The sequence below is a fragment of the Paenibacillus glycinis genome (assembly GCF_009909185.1).
Taxonomy (GTDB): domain Bacteria; phylum Bacillota; class Bacilli; order Paenibacillales; family Paenibacillaceae; genus Paenibacillus_Z; species Paenibacillus_Z glycinis.
Genome location: NZ_JAAAMV010000033.1, coordinates 1 through 23,318, shown reverse-complemented (window position 1 = coordinate 23,318; position 23,318 = coordinate 1). Strand labels below are relative to the sequence as shown.

The following is a 23,318-nucleotide window of genomic DNA, read 5'->3' as shown; positions in this document are numbered from 1 at the left end:
TCATAAACTCGTTTACATTCGAAAAAAGAGGCTGATCACCATGCCAAAATCCAAACGTTTAATGGAGCTGATGATGACCGTCAACCGGAAGCGGCGGTTCAAAGTGCAGGAGCTTGCCGACGAATTCGGCGTCTCGACGCGCACGATCCTCCGGGATTTGCAGGAGCTGAGCGAGCTGGGGGTTCCGCTTTACTCGGAGGTAGGTCCGCATGGCGGCTACCAGGTCGTCCGGGAGCGGGTACTGCCGCCGATCGCGTTCACGGAGGAAGAGGCGGTCGCGATGTTCTTCGCGGTGCATGCCTTGCGCCATTATTCCTCGCTGCCGTTCGAAGCGGAATCCGCCTCGGCGCTCAGCAAGTTTTACCTGCATATGCCGGGCGACGTCCGGGAGCGGATCGACGGCATGAAGGATCGCGTCGATTTCGTCACGCCGACGAGGCGGGGGAATGCGCCTTGCCTGGCCATTTTGCTCGACGCGGCCGTTCGCCGGAAGGTGCTGGACATCTCTTACGCGTCGAAGGAGGAAGGGACGGAGAGCCGCCGGATCCAACCGGTCTGCATCTATGCGAACAACGGGTTCTGGTACTGCACGGCGTACTGCTTCCTGCGGGAGGGCTACCGCGTGTTTCGCTGCGACCGGATCCGCGAGGCGAAGCTCGACGAATCCGGCGCGCTGCCGATCGAGCTAGGCGACGTCAGCCTCAGCCGGCGGGAAGCCGCCGAGCCGAGGGAGCCGGTTCGCCTGCGCGCGGAGCTGACGCGAACGGGCGTCCAGCGCTGCGAGTCCGAATTGTGGCTCGCGCCGATGCTGCGCGTGCGCGAAGACGGCAGCGGCACGATCGATCACGACGTGTCCCGCGGCGACTTGTTTTTCTATGCCGATTTTTTCATCGGGCTGGGGAACGAAGCCGTTGCGGAGGAGCCGGCGGAGCTGAGGGAGGCCATCCGGAGCAGATTGTCCGAGCTGCTGCATAGGTACCGATGAGCGGTTCGGCTTGGGAACGAAGGTACCCGTACCGCTGCATCTGCGTTCGCGCAAATCGTTCGCCATGACCAGCTCGACTTCGGCATAACGGAAGAAGCCTCCGATGCCTGCGCTTTTCGCGAGGTCGGAGGCTTCTTGCATGGGTGGAACGATCGATATGCGCCCTTCCTGCTCCTCCGCGATCGCGACGGAGCGGCTCAACGGGAATCAAGCTTCATGCGCCCCCAATGCTCTCCGGCGCCGTATGCTGCCGATCAACCATAGCAGCAAAGGAAGGACCGCGTATACGAAAGGGTAAAAGAAGCCGATCAGAAACGGGCTTTTCGTCGTATAAGAAAGCCGAAGATAGTGACTGGAGTAGAGCGTCCACGCCAGCCATGCGCAAGAGATCAGGCTGGCGATCAGCTTCCAGTTCTTGAAGCCGGTCCACTCGGATAACCCGTAGCTCAGGATGAACAAGTACACGGACAATTTAATCAAGGAGCCGAGCAGCCACATCGGAATGTAAAACGCATCGATATTTTGAATGAAGTTCAGGATGGATACGAACTTGGTGAGCGAGTAGACGGGAAACACCAATTCGGACGCTACGTTCGGTCCCGTAACGAACAAAAGCACCAGCGAGGCTAACAAGCCCCACAGCATCGAGACCGCCGTTCCCCAGAAGATCGCGCGCGAGGCGGTCCGCTTGTTCGCGGCGAAGAAGAACAGCATGAGAATGATCGACGGATCCACCATGTAGTTGAGCGAATAGAAGGTGCCTTTCAGAATGTGGAACCAGCCGGTGTCGACGTAGACAGGCAATATTCGTTTTGCATCCATATCCTGCGGATTCAGCAAGAGCTGCGAAGTTAACATGAAGAGGAAGAAAGGGCCGATAATCTCCGCGCATCGGCTGATCGCGATAATGCCCCCTCTGAGCACCGCGTACGTCACGAGAAACAGCACGAACAACAAGATGACGAGCATCGGCGTGTTATGGAGCAGGATTAAATTGTGAAATTCGAGCGAGCCTTTCATGATCGCGGACATTTGCAGGAACCATTGCAGGAAATAGACCGCCGCGAACAGCTTGCCGAGCACGGTCCCGAGCAGGTCATTGAGAAAGCCGACCAGCGTTTTGTCCTTGTTTTGCATGCAAATCCGGAGCATGAGCCAGGTGATCGCCATCATGATCGCGCACCCGAGCCCGATGGAAATCCAGCAGTCCTGCCGCGACTCCTCGGCGGCCAGATGAATGGGCAAATAGGAAAACACGATCAAGGAAGAAATATTGACCAGCCAGAAGATCTGATAGCCGCTTACTTTCATGCCACGTTGCCACGCCTTCATGGATTATTTTAACTGGTCTCCGATGATGCCGGAGGACCGCAGTTGAATCTTCGCCTTGACCGTCACGTCGAGTTTCTTGAAGTTTTCGTCCCAGTCGTTTTTTTGCGACCTCCACCAGGCCGGATCCTTGCGATGCAGGTACTCGCCGATGCCGAATACGTCAGGTCCCCATCGCTGCATTTTGTCGAACGTCCCCTGAAGATCCTTTTGAACGTAGTCGTTCAGGTAATGCTGGGCCATCACCATCGTGTCCACTTCGGACATGTCGAGCGAGGCCGTGTTTTCAAGCAAATAAACCTGCGCCGCGACGGTCAATTCGACCCGTTTCGGATCTTGGCCGCGAAGGACATGAATCCGCCGGTTCATATGGGTCATGCGAAACGACAAGGCGCCATTGCCGTCTTTCCACGGAATGGTGATCCCGTCGGACGATCCTCTCCCGATCATCCATAAGGCTTTGGCGCCTTCGGCGTCGCTCAGGTACCCTTTGACTTTGAGCTGCTTGTCCAAGACGGCGAATCCGGACAAAACGGCAACCGGACTCTTCTTGGCACGGCTTAGCTCGATCTTTTCGATCTGGAAGAACGGGATGATCGGCCTGCTTCCTTCGGCGAGGCTGTCGATTACCAGCTTCCTGGAAGAGAAGCTTTTCATGCCGTTGATTTGGAGCTCTTTGCCGGCGGCAACGCTGGAAAGGTACTCCATGGGATGCGTCAGCATGAGGATATCCTTCGCGCTGCCGCCTCGAACCATGACAATGGCGTCCCTGAGATTGTTCGCGGGATCGCGGCCTAGTTTATCGAACATCACGCTGACTTGGTTATGCTTCATGAATTCCTCGCCGACCAAGAGCAGGATGCGATGGCTCGTGAGCATACGGCGGGAAAGCTTTCGCTGGATTTTTTGCTGGGCATCGAAGATGTCCTTGCCTTTGGCCGACATGACGAAGTAGCTGTCCGATTTCCCGGGGCTTCCTTTCTTCAGCTGCGAAGGGATGACGATCTGATGGCTGATTTCGATCATTCCGTTCTCGGCATGATCCAGTCCCGATGCCATGACGAAGGCCAATTGGTTCGGTTCGACGAAATCGCTGCAGCCGGAAGCGGATAACGTCAGCACGATAACGACGACGACTGCAAGCGCCAACCGGATCATCGCGCGCGTCCTTTTTTAACGCGGCCGTTCTTGACCCAGACGGGATACCGGATGATCAGGTCCTTGATCCGTTTTCCGTCGAATGGAGCCACGGGGCTCAAGTACGGCGTTCCGAAGGATTCCAGCATCACCAGATGGATCAGCAGGAACATCATGCCGAACGCGAAGCCGACGAAGCCGAGCCATCCGGAGATGAACAGCATGAGGTAGCGGACGATCCGGAAAGGAAGGGTGGCGCTGTATCTGGGAATCGTATACGTCGCGATGCCGGTCAATGAGATGACGATGATGATCGGCGTGGAGATGATGCCGGCTTCGACGGCGGCTTGTCCGATGACGAGCGCCCCGATGATGCTGACGACCGGGCCCAGCTGGTTCGGCAGATGCACGCCGGCTTCCTGCAGGCTGTCGAAGACGATCATCATGAGAAATACCTCGATGACGGTCGGAAAGGGAGAGTTCTCTCTCGCGGTCGCGATGCCGATCATGAGATTGCTCGGAATCATCTCCGGGTGGAAGGTCGACAGCGCGACGTAGATGGCGGGCAAGGCAAACGAAATGAACGTCATGATATAGCGGATAAAACGCGTCAGCACGACAAAGACGAACCGCTCGAAATAGTCGTCCGCCGATTGAAGGCCCGACCAGAAGGTAACGGGAAGCAGCAGGGCGAAGGGGGTTCCGTTCGTGAGGAGCGCGACCTTTCCCTCCAGCAGGCTGGCGGCCACGATATCCGGCCGCTCGGTATTTTGGATCTGCGGGAAGATGGAGAAGGAATTGTTCTCGATCCATTCCTCGATATAAGCGGAATCGATGATGCCGTCGGTCTCGATCCCATCGAGCCTTTTCCTGACTTCCGTCAGGACGTTCTCGTCCGCGATGCCTTCCATATAGGCAAGGACGACCGCGGTCTGCGTGTACTTCCCGATCGTGTACGACTCCATCTTCAACTGCCGGTGAACGATCCGGCGCCGGATCATCGTCATATTCGTCCGGATGCTCTCGACGAAGCCTTCCTTGGAGCCGCGCAGGGTGGATTCCTTGAGCGGTTCCTGAATGCCCCTCGTCTCATAGCCCTGAACCTGTGCGATGAGCGCGGACGCTTCCCCTTCCACCAAGATCCCCAAGCCGCCCAGCAGGATATGATGCACGAGCTCCTCCATGGATTCGTCCGTCTTGATATTCGTCATCGGCAGCCATTCGCGCCTGAGCGTCTCGGCGAGCGACTGCATCCGGTCCAAGCCCTGCGGCAGCCCGCCGAAAAGCAACGGCTTCAGCACGTTATCTTCCACGCCCTGCATGTGCGTCATGCCGTCCAAATAAATCAGCAGCATGACCGTATCATCTTTTAACGCAAAGGAGCGCAATATAATATCCGAACATCGGTTGAATTGCTCGCTAAGATAAGCTTCGTTCGCTTCGATGGACGTGCTGATGGAACGCATGGACGATCACCCCGATGGTCGAATATCACTTGGCTATTATGGACCGCGGCGGTGCCGGCTATGCAGATTCTGGATATCGCCGATGCCGGTCAAGGCATCATCGCGCCATTGTCACAGAATGAATCGCTGCCTCGTTATATATCCGAAGCGCAAAGCGCTGGAGAAAAAAATTCAACGGAAGAGAGCGTGATTTACGTATGACGCAACGTTTGAATTATATGCAGCAGTCGCCCGAGTTCGTCAAAAAGCTGATGGAGCTCAGCGGCGCCGAAAAGAATAGCTCGGTCGAGCAGAGCATCGTCGACCTGGTTCACATCCGTGCATCGCAGATGAACGGCTGCGGCTTCTGCCTGGATATGCACATGAAGGAAGCCAAAATCCACGGCGAGCGCGAGCTTCGTCTTTATCACCTGTCGATATGGCGGGAATCGAACCTGTTCAGCCCGCGCGAACGCGCGGCGCTGGCTTGGACCGAGATTTTGACCAAGCTGCCCGAGCACGGCGTGTCTGACGAGGCGTATAGCCGCGTGCTTGAACATTTGTCCGAGAAAGAGCTGTCGGACCTGACCTTCTCGGTCATGACGATCAACGCGTGGAACCGCGCCAGCATCGCCTTCAAGTCGGCGCCGGGTTCGGCCGACGCGGCATTCGGACTGACGAAAGCCGGACTGAGCTAACCGGGAAAACGCCGCAATCGCGCCTTTGTCACAGAAGGAGAGGCTGTCTCGTTATATATCCGACAGCGCAAAACGCTGAAGCATAACGAAAATCGAAGGAAAAGGAAGGGATATACGTATGACACAACGTTTGAATTATATGCAGCAATCGCCGGAGTTCGTCAAAAAGCTGATGGAGCTTAGCGGCGCCGAGAAGAATAGCTCGGTCGAGCAGAGCATCGTCGACCTGGTTCACATCCGTGCATCGCAGATGAACGGCTGCGGCTTCTGCCTGGATATGCACATGAAGGAAGCCAAAATCCACGGCGAGCGCGAGCTTCGTCTCTATCATCTCTCGATTTGGCGGGAATCGAACCTGTTCAGCCCGCGCGAACGCGCGGCGCTGGCTTGGACCGAGATTCTGACCAAGCTGCCCGAGCATGGCGTGCCTGACGAGGTGTATAGCCGCGTGCTTGAACATTTGTCCGAGAAAGAACTTTCGGACTTGACCTTCTCGGTCATGACGATCAATGCTTGGAACCGCGCCAGCATCGCCTTCAAGTCGGCGCCGGGTTCGGCAGATGCCGCATTCGGTTTGACGAAAGCCGGGTTGAACTAAGCCAGCCCGCTGCCATCGACCTGCCAGCGCCCATCATTCGAAACCATCAACCAAGAGCCCTTGATCGAAGGGCATTCATTCAGGAGGTACCTATATGAAAATCGTTGTTATCGGCGGCACGGGACTTATCGGATCCAAAGTCGTGAATAACCTTCGCGCGCTCGGACACGAGGTCGTGCCGGCCTCGCCCTCCAAGGGCATCAACGCCGTCACCGGCGAGGGACTGGCCGAAGCGCTGAACGGCGCCGAGGTCGTGGTCGACGTCGCGAACTCGCCTTCCTTCGAAGACGAAGCGGTCCTCGCGTTCTTCGAGAAATCCTCCCGCAATCTTGCTGCCGCGGAAGCGGCCGCCGGCGTAAAGCATCATGTCGCGCTGTCGATCGTCGGTACGGATAAACTGCCGAAGAACGGCTACTTCCGCGCGAAGGTGGCCCAAGAAGCGTTGATCAAAGCTTCGAAGATTCCGTATACGATCGTTCGCGCGACGCAATTCTTCGAGTTCGTCGGGGCGATCGCCGAGTACGGGGCCGAAGGGCAGACCGTCCGCGTATCCTCCGCTTACATGCAGCCGATCGTGTCGGACGAAGTTGCCGCCACGGTGGCGGAATTCGCGGCGGGGAGGCCCGTAAACGGCACCGTCGAGCTCGCCGGTCCGGAACGCATTCGCATCAGCGATCTCGTATCCCGTTACTTGAGCGCGACGAAGGACGACCGTCAAGTCGTGGCGGATCCCAAGGCGCTCTATTACGGCTCCGAGCTGGACGAGTTTTCCCTGGTTCCGTGGTACGACAACCCGCGCATCGCTACGACGCGATTCGAGGATTGGCTGAATAAGCAATCTTTGTCGAAGGCATAAGCATCGGCAGCAAGCAATGGAATTGAGCAATCTTACGCGCATCGAATCGCGCCTCGATAACAAAGAACCCTGTCCGGGGTTCTTTGTTTGTCGTTTCATTCCCGCGCGCAAGCGCGCCCTTCCGGGGGCGTAACCTGCATATCGTTCGCCGTGGCTATGCATAGTAAGAACGGCGCATCCGGGAAGCAGGACAGAGCAAAGCCGAAGAATGGACGTGGAAGAATGCAAGAGTTGTACGAGCAGTACAAAGGGTTGTTGTTTAAGCTTGCCTATCAACTGACCGGGTCGGTCTCCGATGCGGAGGATGCCGTCCAGGACGTGTTTCTGAAAATCTACGACGTGCCGCCGGAGAAACTGGCCGAGCCGAAGGCTTACCTATGCAAAATGGTCACGAACCGCTGCCGCGATTTGCACAAATCGGCGCGCATGAAGCGGGAGCAATATTTCGGCGAATGGCTCCCGGAGCCGTTCGCGAGTTCGAACGACGACGCGATGGCCTCGGTCGAACGCGACGATCTCTTGTCCTATGCCATGGTCGTGCTGCTGGAGCGGCTGACGCAGACCGAGCGGACGGTGTTCGTTCTGCGCGAGGCGCTCGGCTTCGACTACCACGAGATCGCCGGGCTGATCGAGAAGAGCGAAGTGAACTGCCGCAAGCTGTTCAGCCGCGCCAGCGCCAAGATGGGGATCGCGCCCGACGAGCTGGTTCAGCCCGAATCGGCCAATCTCGAATGGGTGTACGGCTTCCAAGCGGCGCTGAAGCAAGGCAACATGAAGCAAATTTTGTCGATGCTGGACCAAGACGTCGTCCTCGTCGCCGATGGCGGCGGCAAGGTAAGCTCCGTCCTGAATCCGATCATCACGCCGGATCGCGTGGCGCGTTTGCTTCTCGGAGGCGTTCGCGACGGGTCGATGGTGGATGGCGTCGCCGCCATCGATGTCGTTCGATTGAACGGGCAGCCCGCCATTGTTTTCCGTTCGCGCGAAGGCGTTCATACCGTTTGCATGATTCATCTTGAGGGGAACCTGATTCGCAATCTGTATCTCGTTCGCAATCCCGATAAAATGTCGCATATCGGGCAGTGACGCTGCCTTGAAATAGCTTGTGAAATCCCTGTTCCTAAACGCGAAGGCTGCCGGTCAATCGACCGGCAGCCTTCGTTGATGGAGCTCGAATTACGGGATGACGATGGTGACGGTCGTGCCTTCGCCCGGACGCGATTGGATGGCGATGCCGTATTCCTTGCCGTAATACAGCTTCAACCGATCATCCACGTTGTTGATGCCGACGCCGCCCAGCTTGGGCAGGGAGGGCGACGCGTCCGCTTCGTCTCCTTGCTTGCGCGCCTCGGGATCGAAGCCGACGCCGTCATCCTTCACGACGAATACCGCATGGCCTTCGTCCGCCCGTTCGCATGTAATCTCCAGCAAGCCGGGACCGTCCTTCTCCCGAATGCCGTGATAGATCGCGTTCTCGACGAGCGGCTGCAGGATGATTTTCGGAATCGCCTTGTCGGCCAGCGCCGGATCGAAATGCAGCCGGTAATGCAGCTTGTCGCCGTACCGCTCCTTCTGAATGAACAAATACTGGGCGACGTGGTTCATCTCGTTCTCGACCGTCGTCAGCTCGCTGCCGCCGCTGAGCGACAGCTGAAAGAATTTGGCCAGCGCCTTGGTCGTGGAGATGACGCGGTCGCTCTCGTTGAACTCCGCCATCCAGACGATCGTATCCAGCGTATTGTACAGAAAGTGCGGATTGATCTGGCTGTGCAGCACGCTGAGCTCGTACCCGTGCAGCGTCTTCTCCTTCGTCTCGATCTCCAGCATCAATCGACGCATCTCCGCCACCATCGTATTGAAATGCAGCGCGAGCCCCTGCACTTCCGTCACTCCGGTCTCCGGCACGCTCACTTCCAGCGTCCCCGACTTCACCTGCTGCATCGCCTGCTCCAGCCGGTGGATCGGCCGGGTCATGCTCTTCGCGATGAACGGGGACACGACGATGATGAGCAGCAGCAGTCCCAGGCCGACCAGGACGAACGCGCCGAGCAGCTGGCCGCGGACCTCCCGCAGCCGGTCGAGGGAGCTGACGCCGACGAGCGTCCAATCGGAATTTTGCAGCCGCGTTTTGTACACGAGCGTATCGTCCGACGCGTCGTAGCCCTGCTCCGACGTGCTGACCTGCCTTAACTGCGCCTGCTTGGCGGCGTCCGTGAAGTAAGCCGGATCCTGATGATAGACGATGCCGCCCTGACTATTGATGATGAAGGCATATCCCTTGTCGCCGAGATCGAGATCGTTCAAATACGCTTCGATGCCCTTGTACTCGATGTCGAGCAGGACGACGCCGAGATTGCGGCCGTTCTCGTCCTTGATCTCCTGGCTCATCGAGATGACCCAGTTGTTCTTGTCCATCGAAAATTTCTGCATGCGGGCGGAGGTCAGCACCGGGTTCGTGCTGTTGATCGCGGCCACGTACCACGGCTCGTTCATCATGTTGGAGGAACGCCGCATGTTCAGCTTCTTCTCGTTGGACAGCACGTAGCCGTCCTTGCCGATGACGACGACGGACTTGATGTGCGAATCCGACATCAGCACGTTGTCGATGAATTGCAGCTCGTCCTTCTCCCCGGCAGCGGAGGGCGCGGAGAGAGTCCGGATCGTCTGCGGGTTGTGGGCGAGCATGGTGGTCAGCACCTTCAGCCGGTCGATGTACATCTCGACCAGGGAGCCGCTCTTGGATATCGCCATATTGGCGGACTGAATCGAGTCGTTCAGGACCGCCCGGGAAATGCCGACGTAGAGCACGGCGCCGAAGATGCCGATGGTGACGACGCTGATCAGCAGGTAGATCCCCGATATCCGGTATCGGAGGGAGCGGGGGAGCAGTCTCACGAGTGTTTGGTCCTTTCCCGGTATTGCAGGGGAGAGAGCCCGAATTTCTTCTTGAAGGCGGCGCTGAAATAATTCGGGTTGTCGAAGCCTACGGCCGATGAGATTTCATAGATTTTCGCGTCGGACGCGAGCAGCTGCAGCTTGGAACGCTCCAAGCGCGTGGCCATCAAGTAGTCCTGGAACGAGATCGCGAACAACCGCTTGAACAAGACGCTCATGTAGCCGGCGGAGAATCCGATCCGGTTCGCCAGGATCGCCAGCGAGAAATCCGGATTCGCCACGTTGTCTTCGATGATCTGGGCGATCGAGGCTTTGCTGCCCGAATCGTCCGGCACCTGCAGCGTCGTTTTGTACGCGCTGACGAGATGCTGCAGCTGCGACTGCTGCTGCTCGCTTCGGAGCTTCTCCGCTAATTTGCGCAGCACCTCGTAGACGTCCGTCTTGGAGACGGGCTTGAGCACGTAGTCGTCGATGCCGATCTTGAGGGCGGTCACCGCATACTCGTAATAATCGTAGCCGGTGATGACGGCGATCTTGACTCCGGGCTTCGCTTCCTTGGCTTTCTTGGCGAATTCGAGGCCGTTCAGCTTCGGGATGTTAATGTCCAGCAGCACGATATCCGGGAGATGGGCGAGAAAGAGCCTGAGCCCTTCCTCGCCGTTGCCCGCTTCCAGGATCTCCGAGATATTGAATTCCTCGAACGGCACGAGCCGCTTGATCCCGTTCCTGACTAATTCCTCGTCCTCCACGATCAATAGCGTATACATCGGCTCAGACTCCTTAACGCGTTATTCGACGGCAGCGCGGAGGTCGCCGTAGCCGTCCTTCTCCATGTCGGCGAGCGGAACGAAGCGGATGGAGGCGCTGTCGATGCAATAGCGTTTGCCGCCGGCTTCCTTCGGACCGTCGTCGAACACGTGGCCCAGGTGGATATCGCCCACGCGGCTCCGGACTTCGGTACGCACCATATTGTAACTCGTATCCTCGTGATTCGTCACGACGGCGGGGTCGATCGGCTTGGTGAAGCTGGGCCATCCGCAGCCCGCGTCGTACTTGTCGCGGCTCGAGAACAGCGGCTCGCCCGTCGCGACGTCGACGTAGATTCCCGGGTCGAAGGTGTTCCAGTATTCGTTGGAATACGCGGTTTCGGTGTCGTTCAACACCGCCACTTTGTATTGGATATCCGTCAGCGTCTTCTTCAATTCCTCGTTGCTCGGACGGCTGTACTTGCTCGGGTCCACCTTGACCGTTTTGTCCAGCGTGTCCAGAATCGACAGATCGACGTGGCAGTAACCGTCCGGGTTCTTCTCCAGGTAATCCTGGTGGTAGTCCTCGGCCAAATAGTAATTTTCGAGCGGCAGCACTTCCGTGACGATCTTCTTGGTGTACTTCGCCTGCTCCTTGGCTACGACCGCATTGATGACGGGAAGATCGCTGCTCTGGGTATAATAAACGCCCGTTCTGTAATTGATGCCCGCATCGTTGCCCTGCTTATTCACGCTCGTCGGATTGATGACCTTGAAGAAATCGGTCAGCAGATCCGTTAGCGGCAGCCGCGCCGGATCGTACTTCACCTCGGCCGTCTCCGCGAATCCGCGGTCTCCGCGCACGACATCCTCGTAGGTCGGATCGGCTCCGGTTCCGTTGGCATAGCCGACGGTCACGTCCTGGACGCCGTAGATGCGCTCCACGTAGGCTTCGATGCCCCAGAAACAGCCCCCGGCCAAATAGATCGTGTCCAGCTTGCTGTTCGAATAATCGACCTTGTCGTTCGGATTGGGCGACCGCGTCGTCGTCGGCCCGGCGCTCCCCTCGGCCGATGCCCCGGCCGTCGTGACGGGCGCGTCGGATGCCGCCGATGCGGAGCCTTCGACGCCCATGCGCTGGCCGCAGGCCGCGGTGAACAGCAGCAGCAGCAAGGCGCCTGCGCTCATAAGTCGTTTCATGTGAATCCCTCCCGTTCATAATGGCCTGGCGTGAATCGCGATGCTTAAGAAATGGTTTGAAAGGCGGCCGTGATCGCCTCGTTGGAATTTTGTCCCGGCGCCGTCTTGACGAGCACGCCGTCCGAGCCGATGTAGAGCGAGGTCGGATAGCCGCGTATGCCGAATTTCTTGGCCCATTTGCCGTCCTCGTCCAGCAGCACGCGGATGTTTTTGCCCGTATTCTCGGCTTGAAGCCCCTTGAACCACTGCGTGAAATCATCCGCGGATTGTTCCCCGTTGTAGTTGGGGTTGACGATCGTGATGACCTGGAAATCGTTGCGCTGACCGGCCAGCGCGTTCAATTCGTCCATCCCCGCGAGGCAAATCGGGCACCAGGACGCCCAGTATTTCACGTAAACCTTCTTGCCGGCCAGGCTGGCGAGCGTAACCTCGTTGCCGTCCAGATCCTTCAGGTCGAAATTCGGGGCGGCCGATCCTTTGTTGAGCGCGGCGGTCGATGCTTGCGCGGCGGACGCCTTATCCGAGGCGGATTGATTCCCGCACGCCGACAAGACGAGCAGCAGGGCGAGCAAAGCGACGAGGGACAGCGGCCATGTTCCTTTTTTCATGCGAATCCTCCTCTTGTCTGGAAGTCACTTAGCTGAACAGCGTCGTGAGCATGTTCAATTTGTTGGTCATGAGCAGGACGCCCATGACGATGAGCAGCAATCCCGATACGAGCTTCAGCTTCGGCATATGCTTGTTGAGCGTCCGCAGCCGACCGATCAACAGGTCCGAGAAGAGCGCCAGGACGAGGAACGGAATGGCCAGGCCAAGCGCATAGACCAGCATGTAGCCTCCCCCTTGCCAAGCGGATCCTTCGCTGGCCGAGAGACTGAGCACCGCGGCGAGTATCGGGCCGATGCACGGCGTCCAGCCGAAGCTGAACGTGAAGCCCAGCAGCAGCGACGCGGCGAATCCTTTCTTGCCTTCCCACGCAACGGCCAGCTTCTTCTCGCGCTGCATGAAGAGCAGCGTGAAGACTCCCGTCTGGAAAACGCCGAACGCGATGACGACGATGCCGCAGACGACGATGAACCAGGAGCTGTTGATGACGCTCCCGAGCCCGCCGGCCCCGAATCCGAGCAGCACGAACACGAACGAGATGCCGAGCGTGAAAAACAGCGTGTTGCCGATCAGGGAGGGGTGAAGCCGCAGCTTGCCCCATTTGACCGCAGACGTCCCGGTTCCCGGGGCCGCGCCGCCGAGCTGGGCGATATACACGGGCAGCATCGGCAGGATGCATGGCGAGAAGAACGAAAGCAAACCGGCAATAAATACGCTTCCAATGAAAACCTGCTCCGACAGCATGGCGTCGACCTCCCTTACTACCGTTAAGTTTACGGGGATTCGGCCGAAATTGGTATGTACTCTGATGATCAGTTTCTATGAAATGATGATGCCTATTTATGCGTTCGACATACATAAAAACCCCCGACCCCAAGACGGGGACCGGGAGTCGGGAGAGCAAGCGATACCAGGCATTCGATTTTGCGGCTTTGCCTCCGGTCGAAGGACGTCGCAGCGGCAGGTCCCCAGAGGGACCGCCGTGCCTCCGGCGCGTCAGCCGAAATCGAAACGGGCCTCCGTATCGTACATCGGAACGCGATGCAGGCAGGTGCGGTACAAGACGATCCCGCCGACCTGCCAGCGTAACGAGGCGAAGTCGGCCGAGCGGCGCGAAGCTTCCCGCAATGGGCCGGCATCGCGCTCTCGGGCATCGCAAGCGGATCGCGCGCGCTCCGCGCCGTCCTCCTGACGCTCGGCCGCTCCGTCAGACGTGAAGATGCCGGCGCCGAGGCTCCGAACAAGCAGCTCCGGGAGCGCGAACGCTTCTTCGCCCGCATACCTGCGGGCGAGCGTCAGATGCGGGCTGTACGGCCGATCTTCCGCGGCAAAGCCGAGCGGGGCGGTCGCTTCGACGATCTCGCGCTGCAGTTCGCGCAGCCGATCCAGCTCGCCGCCGATCCCGGCCCAAAGCACCCTCGGCCGTTCGGGCAGGCCGTAGGTACCAGCGCCAACGATCGACAGGCCGAACGGCTGCTGCCGAGCGGCCACCGCTGCCAGCGCCGACTTTAGCTCCGGTAGCCGGTCCGCGGCCGCAACGCCTAGAAACTGCAGCGTGACATGCAGATCGGCCTCGTTCGTCCATTTGCGGAAGTCAAGCTTGCCGCGGAGCTCCGAGAGCCGCAAGCCGAGCATTCGTTTCAAGGCATCCGGCAGCGGCACGGCGATGAACATGTGCTGCCTTTCCGTGGTGCATGCCGTCGCAGGAGCGGACGCTTCGGGCGTGCGGTTGGTCATCCGGCTTCATGCCTCCTTGGGCGAATCGCGCTTAGCCGGACTGATGCTGCTTCAGCAGCGCGCGCTTCGCGGTCAGCTGCTTGGCAAGCTCGGCTTGCGCGCGGGCCGCGGTTTTGATCTCCTCGTTCAGCTTGCTGACGCGCGACATCTTGCCGCTCAGGTCGCCGTGCGATTGGCTTAATTTCATGTCGCGCTGCACTTGCTTGATCTTGGACGCCGCCTTATCCTGCTTGTTCTTCAAGCTTAGGCTTTGGCTTTCGAGATCGGCGATATCCCGCTGCAGCTGGCCGACGATCGCCTTCGTGAAATTAATGGACACTCCGACACCTCATATTCGTTTCGCGTTGCCGAAACCACGATTTATTATGCGCGCATTCCGCATGTTCTCATTCTTGAAGTCCTGATGCTGCAAGACCTGATGCTACAAGTCCTCATTTTACTATAATCTCCGTGCTTAGGCGAGAACGTTAGCGCAACGAGAACGGCGCGGGAGGCGGCATGAAGGGGCGTATCGCCGAAGAAGCGCGCGGCTTCGCCAAATACGCCCGTGCGATGACGAAATGAGAACCGGCAAGGAGATGATCGCGTGCGCAAGCCGTTCGGCTTTATCGCATGATTCATTCGAGGAAGAAAAAGGACATTGCGGCGGTCGTTCGCGAAGTTCGCCATTGCGGAGGGGCAGCTTCGATTTCTGCTTGTATTAGAGCGCTAGGCAGCGGTGGTTGCCGGTTTTTGCTTCTCCCTGAAGCGCCGGACGAAGGTCAGCTTGCCCTTGTAGAGGGAAACGATGCCCGAGGTCATGACGATGGAGACGCCGGAGATCAGGCAATCGGCGAGGGATAGGCTGGATAATCCCGTCAGCAGGACCGCGCAGTCGAACGCGAAGAGCATTTGGCCGGGATCCATGCTGTACCTGCGCTGCAGGTACAGCGCAAGAATCGAGGAGCCGCCGAGCGACGCGCCGTTCTTGATCAAGACGCAGACGCCGAAGCCGACGATCGATCCGCCTGCGAACGAGCCTCCGAGAGCTGGCAGCGAGAACTCTCCGAGCCAGTGATCGGCGGACGTGAAGAGGAAGAGCAGCGAGATCGCGATCGCCGTTCGCAGCGTGAACGATGGGCCCATTTTCATGTATGAGAAGACGAAGAACGGGACGTTCAGCAACATGAACAGGTTCTGATAGCCGATCGGCAAGAGATAGGAGAGACTGAGGGCGAGTCCCGCCGTGCCGCCTGTTACGACATGGGCATGCCCGAGCAGGATCAGACCTGCGGCGGTGATCATGCAACCGACGATAATCTGCAGCCATTGTCGGAAAACATCCTTCGTTTCAGCTTTCATTATGCGTCTCACCTTTGAGTTGTGTCATGGATAAATCTTGTATTTCCATGATAGACTTCAATGAAAAGACGATATATAATAAACTGAATCTTTTTGATGTAAGAATAGTTAACATTGAATGAATTCAAGCGGCAGACGCTTCAAATTGAAGGATGGTCGACTAACGATGGATAAACTAGACAGAACGCTCCTCGAATTGCTTCAGGAAGACGGACGCATGACCGTAAGCGAGCTCTCCAAAAGGTTGTCGTTAAGCCGGCCGAGCACGGCGGAGCGGATGCTGCGCCTGCAGGAAAAAGGCGTGATTCTCGGCTTTGGCGCGAGGGTGTCCCCGGCCGCGGTCGGCCGGAACGTGCAGGTGATCATTCAGCTGAGCGAGCTCAAGATCCCTCTGATGGAATTCGAGCAGCGGATCAAAGGCTTCGAGGAAATCATCGAATGCCATCGCGTGACGGGCGTTGTCAGCTTTATGATCAAAGCGGCGGTCACGGGGCTGGAAGAGCTTAGCTTGCTCGTCGAACGTCTGATGCCGTTCGGGGATTTGATTACATCCGTCATTTTGTCGTCGCCGGTGACTCACCGGCCGATTGTGCCGCTTGATTAGTTCGGTTTTATGCAAGCAAAAGAGGAAATCCCCTCGCGACGAGCGGGGGATTTCCTCTTTTTGCGCGTTGTTACCGTCGCAGCTTACGGCGACGGGATGAACGTCAGGCAGAGCTGTTCTAGAATCGTCTCGGGCGTATGGCCGCGCACGTCCCTTTGGAACGAATAGGAATCGCTGCTCAATGCCGTCAGCAGGATATCCGCGGCAAAAACGCCGTTCAGCCGGCTCGGCTCGGCCGCCGACGCGGCCATCTCGTCGAACAGTCCGACGAACAGCTGATGCAATTCATGATAGATTGGGCTTTGCGTGCGGGATTTCGTCCGGCCCGCCGACGCGGACTCTTCGACGCCTTTCAGCAGCTGGGCTTTCTTTTCCCGGAAACGGAGAAACAGGGCAAGGACGCCTTTCAGCCGTTCGCTCGCCGATTCGGCGCGGTTCAGGTTCAGGTATTCCTCGATCTGCTCGAAGAGAAGGATGATGTTTTCCTTCATCAGCTCCAGGCAGAGTTCGCCCTTGTTGCGGTAACGGCGATAGAGCGTGCCCGGCCCGATCTGCGCCTCGATGGCGATTTGATTCATGCTGACCTGCTCGACGCCGTGCTGCTCGAACAGCCGCAGCGCCGAATCGAGGATGCGCTGGCGGTTCTCCGCGGCATCCCGGCGTTCGGAGCGGTTCGGGGACATCCCCGCGTTCCGTGTATCTTCCAAAGTACGATCACGTCCTAATATCAGAGTCGCGCAAGCTGTTGTTGACAAACGGAGACGTCTCCGTTTAATATCAAGTGGAGAGTTCTCCGGTTAATAGTAGCATACGAAGAGGGAGTGTTCAACACATGAACGATCATTACAAACACGCCGCGCTGCTGGTCATGGACATGCAGAATCGCATCGTATCGCGATTCGCCGAGCAAACGGACGTGCTGCTTCCAGTTCAACGCGCGCTGGAAGCCGCGCGCCGGAACGGTATCCCGGTTATTTTCGTGCGGGTCGCCTTTCGAGAAGGGTACCCGGAGGTCAGCCCGCGGAACAAGATCTTCGGCAGAATCGCCGAATTCGGCGGCGTGTCGGAGGCGGAGGCAGACACGCAGATTCATGCATCCGTGCAGCCGCTTCCGGGCGAGCCGATCGTAACGAAACGCCGCGTCAGCGCGTTCGCCGGCAGCGACCTGGAGGTCGTGCTCCGTTCCCGCCGCATCGATACGCTGATCTTGAGCGGCATCGCCACGAGCGGGGTCGTCCTCTCGACCCTGCGCGAGGCGGCGGACAAGGATTTTGCGCTGACGGTGCTTGCGGACGCTTGCCTCGATGCCGATCCGGAAGTGCATCGCGTGCTCGTGGAGAAGGTATTTCCCCGTCAAGCGGACGTCATGGCCGTCGACGCCTGGATCGACGGCTTGGCTTGACGCCATGCCGATCTGGAAAAGGAATTTAATCGTTTGCTGGTTCGGGATGTTCGTCACGGGCGTGGGCATGAGCCAGATTGCGCCCGTGCTGCCGCTTTACATCCATCATCTCGGCGTCGAGAAGGATTCTTCCATCGCCCAGCTTTCAGGGATCGCGTTCGGAATCACCTTTATCATATCTGCGATCTTCTCGCCGATATGGGGACATGCCGCCGATAAGTTCGGACGCAAGCCGATGCTGCTGCGGGCAAGCCTCGGCATGGCGGTCGTGATCGGCTGCATGGGATTCGCCCCGAATGTATACGTGCTGGTCGGCCTGCGATTATTGCAGGGCGTCATCACGGGTTACGGCACGGCCTGCACGACCTTGATCGCGACGCAGACGGATCAGGAGCACTCGGGCTATGCCTTGGGCACGCTGTCGACGGCCAGCATCGCGGGTTCGCTGCTCGGTCCCATGATAGGCGGTTTTATCGGGGAGACCTTCGGCTTGCGCAACGTCTTCTTCATCACGGGCGCGCTGATGCTGGTCGCCTTCGCGTTGACCGCAACGTTCGTGAAGGAATCCTTCGTGCGCGAGGAGAAGAAGGTGCCCGGCTTCCGGGAGCTGTGGCAGCTCGTTCCGGAGAAGAGCCTGACGATCACCATGTTCGTGACCTTCTTCGTGCTTACGGTTGCTCTGTATTCCGTCGAGCCGGTCATCACGGTGTACATCGGCAGCTTATCCCATAATCTCGCGCATGTCGCGCTGATCGCCGGGCTTGCCTTCTCCGCCTCGGGACTGGCGAATATCCTCGCCGCGCCGAGACTGGGCAAGCTGTCCGACAAAATCGGCGTGCACAAGGTCATGCTGATCTCGCTTGCGGCGGCCGGGATTATTTTCATTCCCCAAGCCTTCGTCCGTAATCCGTGGGAGCTCATGGGGCTGCGCTTCCTGCTTGGTTTGACGGCAGCCGGGCTGATGCCTTCGGTCAACATTCTGGTCAAGAAGATCACGCCTCCGTCCATCACGGGCAGAGTGTTCGGATTCAACATGTCGGCCGGGTACCTGGGCGTCTTCGGAGGCGCGGTATTGGGCGGGCAAGTGGCGGCATGGTTCGGCGTCCGCTATGTATTCGTCGTGACCGGCGCGCTGCTGCTGCTGAACGCCGTTTGGGTCTATTTCAAGGTGTATCGGAAGCTCGATTTGCGAGCGAAGCCGGCCGCGTGACCGACCGTAGTCTATTCTTCAAGCCGCCGATAACGTTTCGGCGGCTTTTTTGCCGGCTCCGCCGGGAAGCGGACGAACAGGTAATCGGGCCGGCGGCGGCGAAGCTTTAGTAAGCGCGGCTTCGGAGAGGCTTACACGGCGCGGAAGCTCGTTCGGCCGACGCCGCTCTCCGAAGCGAATAGTTGTTTTTTCCCGGCCTTGTTTGTACGATAGGCCTAGGATCGGAATTCAGCGCGCAAGACTAAGGACAGGAACGGTGAACGCATGACGAAAGAGACGACTTTGGAACATCTGGCCGCGCTGCTGCCGGTCGTGAAATCGGCCATTCCGGTCGATTTGGCCATCGGATTATGCGATATGGAGAAATTCATCGCCTATTGGCCGGGCGAGGACATCGATTTGAAGATCAAGCCGGGCCAGCTGCTGCAAGAGGCGGAGCCGCTAACGAAAGCCCTTCGCGACGATGTTCGGTTTCAGGATGTCGTGCCCGCGCAGTACTATGGGTTTGAATTCATCGGCACGGCCTTTCCTCTCCACGATCATACGGGGGCGGTCATCGGCGGCTTGGCGATTCAGATCCGAAGCCATTCCGAGCTCGTCGGAATCGCCGATCGCATCTCGACGTCGTTATCGCTTGCGAACGAACAGATCGTTCGGCTAAATGAAGGTTCGGATCAATTGGCCGGCCTCGCCCAGCAGCTTCACGGGTACTCCCAACAAACCGAAATCAATATCGCCAACACGGACAGCGTGGTCTCCTTGATAAAGGGGATCGCGGATCAGACGCACTTGATCGGCATCAATGCGGCTATCGAGGCGGCGCATGCCGGCGACCGGGGAGCGGGCTTCGGCGTGATCGCGGCCGAGATCCGCAAATTAGCCGCGCAGACGGTCAGTTCGACGGAAACCGTGCGGGACACGCTGGACGTGTTCAAGGAATTGACCAAGACGATGACGGAGTCGATCGCCTATATCGCCGAGACCGGTCAAGGGCAGGCGGCTTCCACGCAGCAGCTGCTGAGCTTCTTCGAGGAGATCAACCGCTTGTCGTCGACGCTCGGCGAGTTTGCCAAGCGATTATAGCCCGGCCACGCGCGCAAGAAACCGGAGGCAGCCGCCTCCGGTTTTTTGCGCGTGCCACCTCGGCGGATGATGCGAATCGGTAGTGATCTTAACCGAATTTCGAGGAAATCGGAGGGCGCGAGCCTCTCCATCTCAGCGTGGCCGTCAGCATAAGCGCGGCGAAGTAGAGCAGGAGAGCGGCGGCGATCGACACGATCACGCTCCATAACGGCGGAAGTCCGCGAACGGTCAAATAGTCAAAGGCGGTGCGTCCTCCGAGCGCCATCACGGACATGCAGACGCCGACCTTGACGTACGGCTGGATGCTCAGGTAGATGCCGATCGAGCCGGAGATCGAGAAGAAGTTCAGCAGCGTCTGTATGACGATGCCGATGCCGATGGCGAAGGCGACGCCGACGATGCCGAATTGGCTGCCGAAGACGAATATCGAGACCGCCTTGAACGCCGTCGCCACGACGTAATTCCAAAGCGTCGCGCTCGCGCGGCCGAGGCCGAGCAGGATCGCGTGCAATGGCGCGTCGAAATAATGCAGGAAAAACATCGGGGCGAGGATTTTCAGCAGCAGGCCCGCGTCCGGCGAGCCGTAGATCAGCGTCGTGAGCGGGGTCGCCCAGACGAACAGGATGACGGTCGCCGGCGCGCCGATCAGCAGGCCGAGGCGCAGCGCTTGGTTCATCCGCTCATGCATCAGCAGCCCGTTCTTGTTCGCGGCGGCCTCGCCGATCGCCGGAACGAGGGCGGTGGATAACGATTGCGTGATGAAGCTCGGCATGAACAGCAGCGGGAACGCATAGCCGGCCAACAAGCCGAACTGCTTCGTGGCGAGCGCCGTGCTGACGCCGGCCATCGCCAGGCTGGTCGCGATGAGCAAGGGCTGGAAAGCGCCGTACACCGATTGAATCGCGCCGTGCCCGGTCGTCGGCAAGCCGATCTTCAGCAGCTCGGAAAGCGTGCTTCTCCCTTGCTTCAGATGGCTGCCCCAGGTCTCGCCCGGAGCCTTCCGTTCCCCGTACGCCTTGTAGCTCACCGCCAGGAACAAGAGGCTGATCGCCTCGCTGACGACCGAGGCGGCCATGGCGCCCGCCGCCGCATACGCGACGCCGTACGGCATGAGCAAATGAACGAGCGCCAGCACGATGGCGATCTGGACCGTATGCTCGAGCACGTCGGAGGCGGCAATGGTCTTCATCTGCTGCATGCCGCGGAAGTAGCCTTTGAGCACGGCGGAGACGGCGACGATCGGCGCGATCGGCGTAATCGCGAGCATCGCGTAATACGCGCGCTGATCGCTCAGCAGGAGGGAGGCGATCCAGTGGGAGCCGAGCAGCGAGATGGTCGTCAGCGTCACGCTCAGGACGCCGGTCACCGCGAGCGAGACGTGCAGGATGCGGCGGATTCGCATCCGTTCCCCGCGGGCGGACGCTTCCGCGACCAATTTCGAGATCGCGACCGGCAAGCCGAGCTCCGTAATCGTAATGACGAGCGGCACGAGCGGATGCGCCATCATCAAGATGCCGATCCCTTCCGCGCCCATGACGCGAGCGACGAACATGCCGCTGATGAAGCCGAGGATGCGATTGATGAAGGCAGCGACAGACAGGGCCAGCGTCCCTCTCATGAACGATTGCTTCGATTGAGCCATGTCGTGGTTCCTCCCGATTATCGAATACTTAAATGTATTCATGAATCGGAAAAGCATGCGAACGAGCATGGCGGCGATATTCGGGCCTGCATGTATGATTCCGGCCGCATACCTGCAAAATAGCTAGGACGATATCTGGAAAGATCGCGAGTGGGAGCGGAATCGAGCGTGGAACGGGATGCGGCATTGATAGCGGCACGGCGAAGGCGGACGGCAGCGATCGCATGCAAATAGACGAGAGGAAGTGACGGACGTGAAGCGTTATGACGCCATTATTATCGGATTCGGAAAAGGCGGGAAGACATTGGCCGCCGCGCTGGCGAACCGGGGGCAGCAAGTCGCGGTCATCGAGCAATCCGACATGATGTACGGCGGGACATGCATCAACATCGGCTGCATTCCCACGAAGGCGCTGGTTCATCTGGCCAAGCAGTCGCGGCTGAAGGGCTTGATCGGCTTCGAGGAGCAGGCGGAGGAATACCGCGAGGCGATCGCCAAGAAGACCCATTTGATCGCGGCGCTGCGGCAGAAGAACTTCGATGCCCTCGACAGCAAAGAAACGGTCACGATCTACACGGGCAAAGCTTCGTTCGCGTCCGAGCATGAAGTCGAGGTTCGATTGGAGCGGGAGACGCTCACGATCTACGGGGAAAACATCTTCATCAACACCGGAGCGTCGACGATCGTGCCGGAGATCGTCGGCATGCGGGAGAGCAAGCTCGTCTATACCAGCACGACGATGATGGAATTGACGGCGCTCCCGAGGCGGCTGACGATCGTCGGCGCGGGCTATATCGGATTGGAGTTCGCCTCGATGTACGCGGGCTTCGGCTCGGAGGTCACGGTGCTGGATACCCACGCCGATCTGCTTGCGCGGGAAGATCGCGACATGGCGGAAGCGCTGCAGGATTCGCTGGAGAAAAAGGGAATCGCCTTCATCCTCGGCGTCGAGATCGAAGCCGTGCGGGATACGGAGCAAGGCGCCGTCATAGCGTATCTGGATGCCGAAGGGAACCGACGCGAAGAGACCGCGGACGCCGTTCTCGTCGCCGCGGGCAGACGGCCGAACACCGAGGGCTTGCAGCTGGGCAGGGCAGGGGTCGCCGTTACCGGGCGCGGCGCCGTTCAGGTCGACGAACGGCTGCTGACGACCGTTCCGCATATCTTCGCGATGGGCGACGTTGTCGGCGGGCTTCAATTCACTTATATTTCGCTGGACGATCAGCGCATCATCCTGGATCATCTGCACGGACACGGCCGGCGGACGACGCATGACCGCAAGCACGTGCCGTACTCGGTCTTTATCGATCCGCCGTTCTCCCGCGTGGGATTGACCGAAGAGAAAGCGATCGCCGAAGGCTATGAGGTGAAAATCGCCCGCCTGCCCGCCGCCGCCATCCCGCGCGCCAGATTGACGGGAGAGACCGAGGGCATGCTGAAGGCGGTCGTCGACGCGAAGACCGATCGGATACTCGGCTGCGCGCTGTTCTGCGCGGATTCCCACGAGATGATCAACATCGTGCAGATCGCCATGGAGACCGATCGGCCGTATTCATTCTTGCGCGACCACATCTTCACCCATCCGTCGATGAGCGAGGCCTTGAACGACTTGTTTCACATGTCGTGACGGATCGCGCGATCCATCGCATGCGCGGGAAACGCGGAATCGCGGAAGCGGTGCCGCCGCCGCGGGCAGGACGAAAAAACCAAACTTCGGCAGCAGCCGAGTGGTCATACCCCCGTCAAGTAGACAAATGAAAAAAGCTAAGCAGCCAACGCGCATCGATACTCAATCGGTGCGCGT

Annotated in this window: 24 protein-coding genes; 11 read left to right on the top strand and 13 right to left on the bottom strand. The window is 58.9% G+C overall.

The window, feature by feature from the left end; genetic code table 11:
* Window positions 1–40: 40 nt before the first annotated feature.
* The gene (locus tag GT019_RS29035) at window positions 41–985 is read left to right on the top strand and encodes a helix-turn-helix transcriptional regulator (protein ID WP_161746952.1); all 945 of its coding nucleotides are present in this window, start codon (window positions 41–43) and stop codon (window positions 983–985) included.
* A gap of 207 nt (window positions 986–1,192) precedes the next feature.
* Here the strand turns inward: GT019_RS29035 and GT019_RS29030 are convergent, their stop codons facing one another.
* The 3 genes from GT019_RS29030 to GT019_RS29020 are packed head-to-tail and all read right to left on the bottom strand — an operon-like array spanning window position 1,193 to window position 4,917.
* The gene (locus tag GT019_RS29030; protein WP_161746951.1) at window positions 1,193–2,296 is read right to left on the bottom strand and encodes a GerAB/ArcD/ProY family transporter; all 1,104 of its coding nucleotides are present in this window, start codon (window positions 2,294–2,296) and stop codon (window positions 1,193–1,195) included.
* A 24-nt stretch (window positions 2,297–2,320) separates the two neighbouring features.
* Window positions 2,321–3,472, bottom strand: a complete 1,152-nt coding sequence (locus GT019_RS29025) for a Ger(x)C family spore germination protein (RefSeq protein ID WP_161746950.1) — start codon at window positions 3,470–3,472, stop codon at window positions 2,321–2,323.
* Window positions 3,469–4,917, bottom strand: a complete 1,449-nt coding sequence (locus GT019_RS29020; protein ID WP_161746949.1) for a spore germination protein — start codon at window positions 4,915–4,917, stop codon at window positions 3,469–3,471. Before GT019_RS29020 ends, GT019_RS29025 begins: the two co-directional genes overlap by 4 nt.
* Window positions 4,918–4,977: 60 nt before the next feature.
* Between GT019_RS29020 and GT019_RS29015 the strand changes: the two genes are divergently transcribed.
* The 5 genes from GT019_RS29015 to sigJ all read left to right on the top strand — a co-directional run bounded on the left by GT019_RS29015 (window position 4,978) and on the right by sigJ (window position 8,134).
* Complete coding sequence (locus tag GT019_RS29015; RefSeq protein WP_161746948.1) at window positions 4,978–5,118, top strand: hypothetical protein; 141 nt, start codon at window positions 4,978–4,980, stop codon at window positions 5,116–5,118.
* Window positions 5,115–5,594: a carboxymuconolactone decarboxylase family protein gene (locus tag GT019_RS29010; protein ID WP_161746947.1), complete on the top strand. Its 480-nt coding sequence runs from the start codon at window positions 5,115–5,117 to the stop codon at window positions 5,592–5,594. Before GT019_RS29015 ends, GT019_RS29010 begins: the two co-directional genes overlap by 4 nt.
* 118 nt (window positions 5,595–5,712) lie before the next feature.
* On the top strand, window positions 5,713–6,192 hold the full coding sequence (locus tag GT019_RS29005; RefSeq protein ID WP_161746946.1) for a carboxymuconolactone decarboxylase family protein: 480 nt from the start codon (window positions 5,713–5,715) through the stop codon (window positions 6,190–6,192).
* A 94-nt stretch (window positions 6,193–6,286) separates the two neighbouring features.
* Complete coding sequence (locus GT019_RS29000; RefSeq protein WP_161746945.1) at window positions 6,287–7,048, top strand: SDR family oxidoreductase; 762 nt, start codon at window positions 6,287–6,289, stop codon at window positions 7,046–7,048.
* Between the two features lie 222 nt (window positions 7,049–7,270).
* A complete protein-coding gene (gene sigJ, locus GT019_RS28995) occupies window positions 7,271–8,134 on the top strand; it encodes an RNA polymerase sigma factor SigJ (RefSeq protein WP_161746944.1) in 864 nt (287 codons plus the stop codon).
* A 90-nt stretch (window positions 8,135–8,224) separates the two neighbouring features.
* Here the strand turns inward: sigJ and GT019_RS28990 are convergent, their stop codons facing one another.
* The 8 genes from GT019_RS28990 to GT019_RS28955 form a co-directional block, all read right to left on the bottom strand.
* On the bottom strand, window positions 8,225–9,943 hold the full coding sequence (locus tag GT019_RS28990) for a sensor histidine kinase (protein WP_161746943.1): 1,719 nt from the start codon (window positions 9,941–9,943) through the stop codon (window positions 8,225–8,227).
* A complete protein-coding gene (locus GT019_RS28985; protein WP_161746942.1) occupies window positions 9,940–10,710 on the bottom strand; it encodes a response regulator transcription factor in 771 nt (256 codons plus the stop codon). The genes GT019_RS28990 and GT019_RS28985 overlap by 4 nt, the downstream gene beginning before the upstream one ends.
* A 21-nt stretch (window positions 10,711–10,731) precedes the next feature.
* A complete protein-coding gene (msrB, locus tag GT019_RS28980) occupies window positions 10,732–11,889 on the bottom strand; it encodes a peptide-methionine (R)-S-oxide reductase MsrB (RefSeq protein WP_161746941.1) in 1,158 nt (385 codons plus the stop codon).
* 44 nt (window positions 11,890–11,933) lie between these two features.
* On the bottom strand, window positions 11,934–12,497 hold the full coding sequence (locus GT019_RS28975; protein WP_161746940.1) for a TlpA family protein disulfide reductase: 564 nt from the start codon (window positions 12,495–12,497) through the stop codon (window positions 11,934–11,936).
* A 28-nt stretch (window positions 12,498–12,525) separates the two neighbouring features.
* Window positions 12,526–13,239 carry a cytochrome c biogenesis CcdA family protein gene (locus GT019_RS28970; RefSeq protein ID WP_161746939.1) on the bottom strand — a complete coding sequence of 238 codons (714 nt, stop codon included), beginning with the start codon at window positions 13,237–13,239 and terminating at the stop codon, window positions 12,526–12,528.
* Window positions 13,240–13,491: 252 nt separating this feature from the next.
* A complete protein-coding gene (thpR, locus tag GT019_RS28965) occupies window positions 13,492–14,232 on the bottom strand; it encodes an RNA 2',3'-cyclic phosphodiesterase (protein WP_161746938.1) in 741 nt (246 codons plus the stop codon).
* Between the two features lie 31 nt (window positions 14,233–14,263).
* Window positions 14,264–14,551, bottom strand: coding sequence for a hypothetical protein (locus GT019_RS28960; protein ID WP_161746937.1), 288 nt, complete (start codon window positions 14,549–14,551; stop codon window positions 14,264–14,266).
* 389 nt (window positions 14,552–14,940) lie between these two features.
* Window positions 14,941–15,573: a YitT family protein gene (locus tag GT019_RS28955; RefSeq protein ID WP_161746936.1), complete on the bottom strand. Its 633-nt coding sequence runs from the start codon at window positions 15,571–15,573 to the stop codon at window positions 14,941–14,943.
* A gap of 166 nt (window positions 15,574–15,739) precedes the next feature.
* On the opposite strand from GT019_RS28955, the gene GT019_RS28950 reads away from it, so the two are divergent.
* Window positions 15,740–16,177 (top strand): Lrp/AsnC family transcriptional regulator, encoded by a 438-nt coding sequence (locus GT019_RS28950; protein ID WP_161746935.1) that lies wholly within the window; start codon window positions 15,740–15,742, stop codon window positions 16,175–16,177.
* Window positions 16,178–16,260: 83 nt separating this feature from the next.
* On the opposite strand, the gene GT019_RS28945 is transcribed toward GT019_RS28950, so the two are convergent.
* Window positions 16,261–16,884: a TetR/AcrR family transcriptional regulator gene (locus GT019_RS28945; protein WP_235949583.1), complete on the bottom strand. Its 624-nt coding sequence runs from the start codon at window positions 16,882–16,884 to the stop codon at window positions 16,261–16,263.
* Between the two features lie 125 nt (window positions 16,885–17,009).
* On the opposite strand from GT019_RS28945, the gene GT019_RS28940 reads away from it, so the two are divergent.
* From GT019_RS28940 to GT019_RS28930, 3 genes are all read left to right on the top strand, one after another.
* Complete coding sequence (locus GT019_RS28940) at window positions 17,010–17,579, top strand: cysteine hydrolase family protein (protein ID WP_161746934.1); 570 nt, start codon at window positions 17,010–17,012, stop codon at window positions 17,577–17,579.
* Window positions 17,580–17,583: 4 nt separating this feature from the next.
* Window positions 17,584–18,789 (top strand): multidrug efflux MFS transporter, encoded by a 1,206-nt coding sequence (locus tag GT019_RS28935; protein WP_161746933.1) that lies wholly within the window; start codon window positions 17,584–17,586, stop codon window positions 18,787–18,789.
* Between the two features lie 264 nt (window positions 18,790–19,053).
* Entirely contained in the window at window positions 19,054–19,872 is an 819-nt protein-coding gene (locus tag GT019_RS28930; protein WP_161746932.1) for a methyl-accepting chemotaxis protein, read from the top strand.
* 88 nt (window positions 19,873–19,960) lie between these two features.
* Here the strand turns inward: GT019_RS28930 and spoVB are convergent, their stop codons facing one another.
* Window positions 19,961–21,514, bottom strand: coding sequence for a stage V sporulation protein B (gene spoVB / locus GT019_RS28925; RefSeq protein WP_161746931.1), 1,554 nt, complete (start codon window positions 21,512–21,514; stop codon window positions 19,961–19,963).
* 253 nt (window positions 21,515–21,767) lie between these two features.
* Here spoVB and GT019_RS32580 point away from each other — a divergent pair, with 253 nt between their 5' ends.
* Complete coding sequence (locus GT019_RS32580) at window positions 21,768–23,141, top strand: FAD-dependent oxidoreductase (protein ID WP_161746930.1); 1,374 nt, start codon at window positions 21,768–21,770, stop codon at window positions 23,139–23,141.
* The last annotated feature ends 177 nt before the right edge of the window (window positions 23,142–23,318 follow it).

Coding starts and splice junctions, on each gene's coding strand:
- thpR (WP_161746938.1), bottom strand. CDS start 14,232: ATGACCAACCGCACGCCCGAAGCGTCCGCTCCTGCGACGGCATGCACC.
- GT019_RS28955 (WP_161746936.1), bottom strand. CDS start 15,573: ATGAAAGCTGAAACGAAGGATGTTTTCCGACAATGGCTGCAGATTATC.
- msrB (WP_161746941.1), bottom strand. CDS start 11,889: ATGAAACGACTTATGAGCGCAGGCGCCTTGCTGCTGCTGCTGTTCACC.
- spoVB (WP_161746931.1), bottom strand. CDS start 21,514: ATGGCTCAATCGAAGCAATCGTTCATGAGAGGGACGCTGGCCCTGTCT.
- GT019_RS28985 (WP_161746942.1), bottom strand. CDS start 10,710: ATGTATACGCTATTGATCGTGGAGGACGAGGAATTAGTCAGGAACGGG.
- GT019_RS29020 (WP_161746949.1), bottom strand. CDS start 4,917: ATGCGTTCCATCAGCACGTCCATCGAAGCGAACGAAGCTTATCTTAGC.
- GT019_RS29000 (WP_161746945.1), top strand. CDS start 6,287: ATGAAAATCGTTGTTATCGGCGGCACGGGACTTATCGGATCCAAAGTC.
- GT019_RS28940 (WP_161746934.1), top strand. CDS start 17,010: ATGAACGATCATTACAAACACGCCGCGCTGCTGGTCATGGACATGCAG.
- GT019_RS29010 (WP_161746947.1), top strand. CDS start 5,115: ATGACGCAACGTTTGAATTATATGCAGCAGTCGCCCGAGTTCGTCAAA.
- GT019_RS29025 (WP_161746950.1), bottom strand. CDS start 3,472: ATGATCCGGTTGGCGCTTGCAGTCGTCGTCGTTATCGTGCTGACGTTA.
- GT019_RS29030 (WP_161746951.1), bottom strand. CDS start 2,296: ATGAAAGTAAGCGGCTATCAGATCTTCTGGCTGGTCAATATTTCTTCC.
- GT019_RS28935 (WP_161746933.1), top strand. CDS start 17,584: ATGCCGATCTGGAAAAGGAATTTAATCGTTTGCTGGTTCGGGATGTTC.
- GT019_RS28930 (WP_161746932.1), top strand. CDS start 19,054: ATGACGAAAGAGACGACTTTGGAACATCTGGCCGCGCTGCTGCCGGTC.
- GT019_RS29015 (WP_161746948.1), top strand. CDS start 4,978: ATGCAGATTCTGGATATCGCCGATGCCGGTCAAGGCATCATCGCGCCA.
- GT019_RS28975 (WP_161746940.1), bottom strand. CDS start 12,497: ATGAAAAAAGGAACATGGCCGCTGTCCCTCGTCGCTTTGCTCGCCCTG.
- GT019_RS28970 (WP_161746939.1), bottom strand. CDS start 13,239: ATGCTGTCGGAGCAGGTTTTCATTGGAAGCGTATTTATTGCCGGTTTG.
- GT019_RS29035 (WP_161746952.1), top strand. CDS start 41: ATGCCAAAATCCAAACGTTTAATGGAGCTGATGATGACCGTCAACCGG.
- sigJ (WP_161746944.1), top strand. CDS start 7,271: ATGCAAGAGTTGTACGAGCAGTACAAAGGGTTGTTGTTTAAGCTTGCC.
- GT019_RS28950 (WP_161746935.1), top strand. CDS start 15,740: ATGGATAAACTAGACAGAACGCTCCTCGAATTGCTTCAGGAAGACGGA.
- GT019_RS29005 (WP_161746946.1), top strand. CDS start 5,713: ATGACACAACGTTTGAATTATATGCAGCAATCGCCGGAGTTCGTCAAA.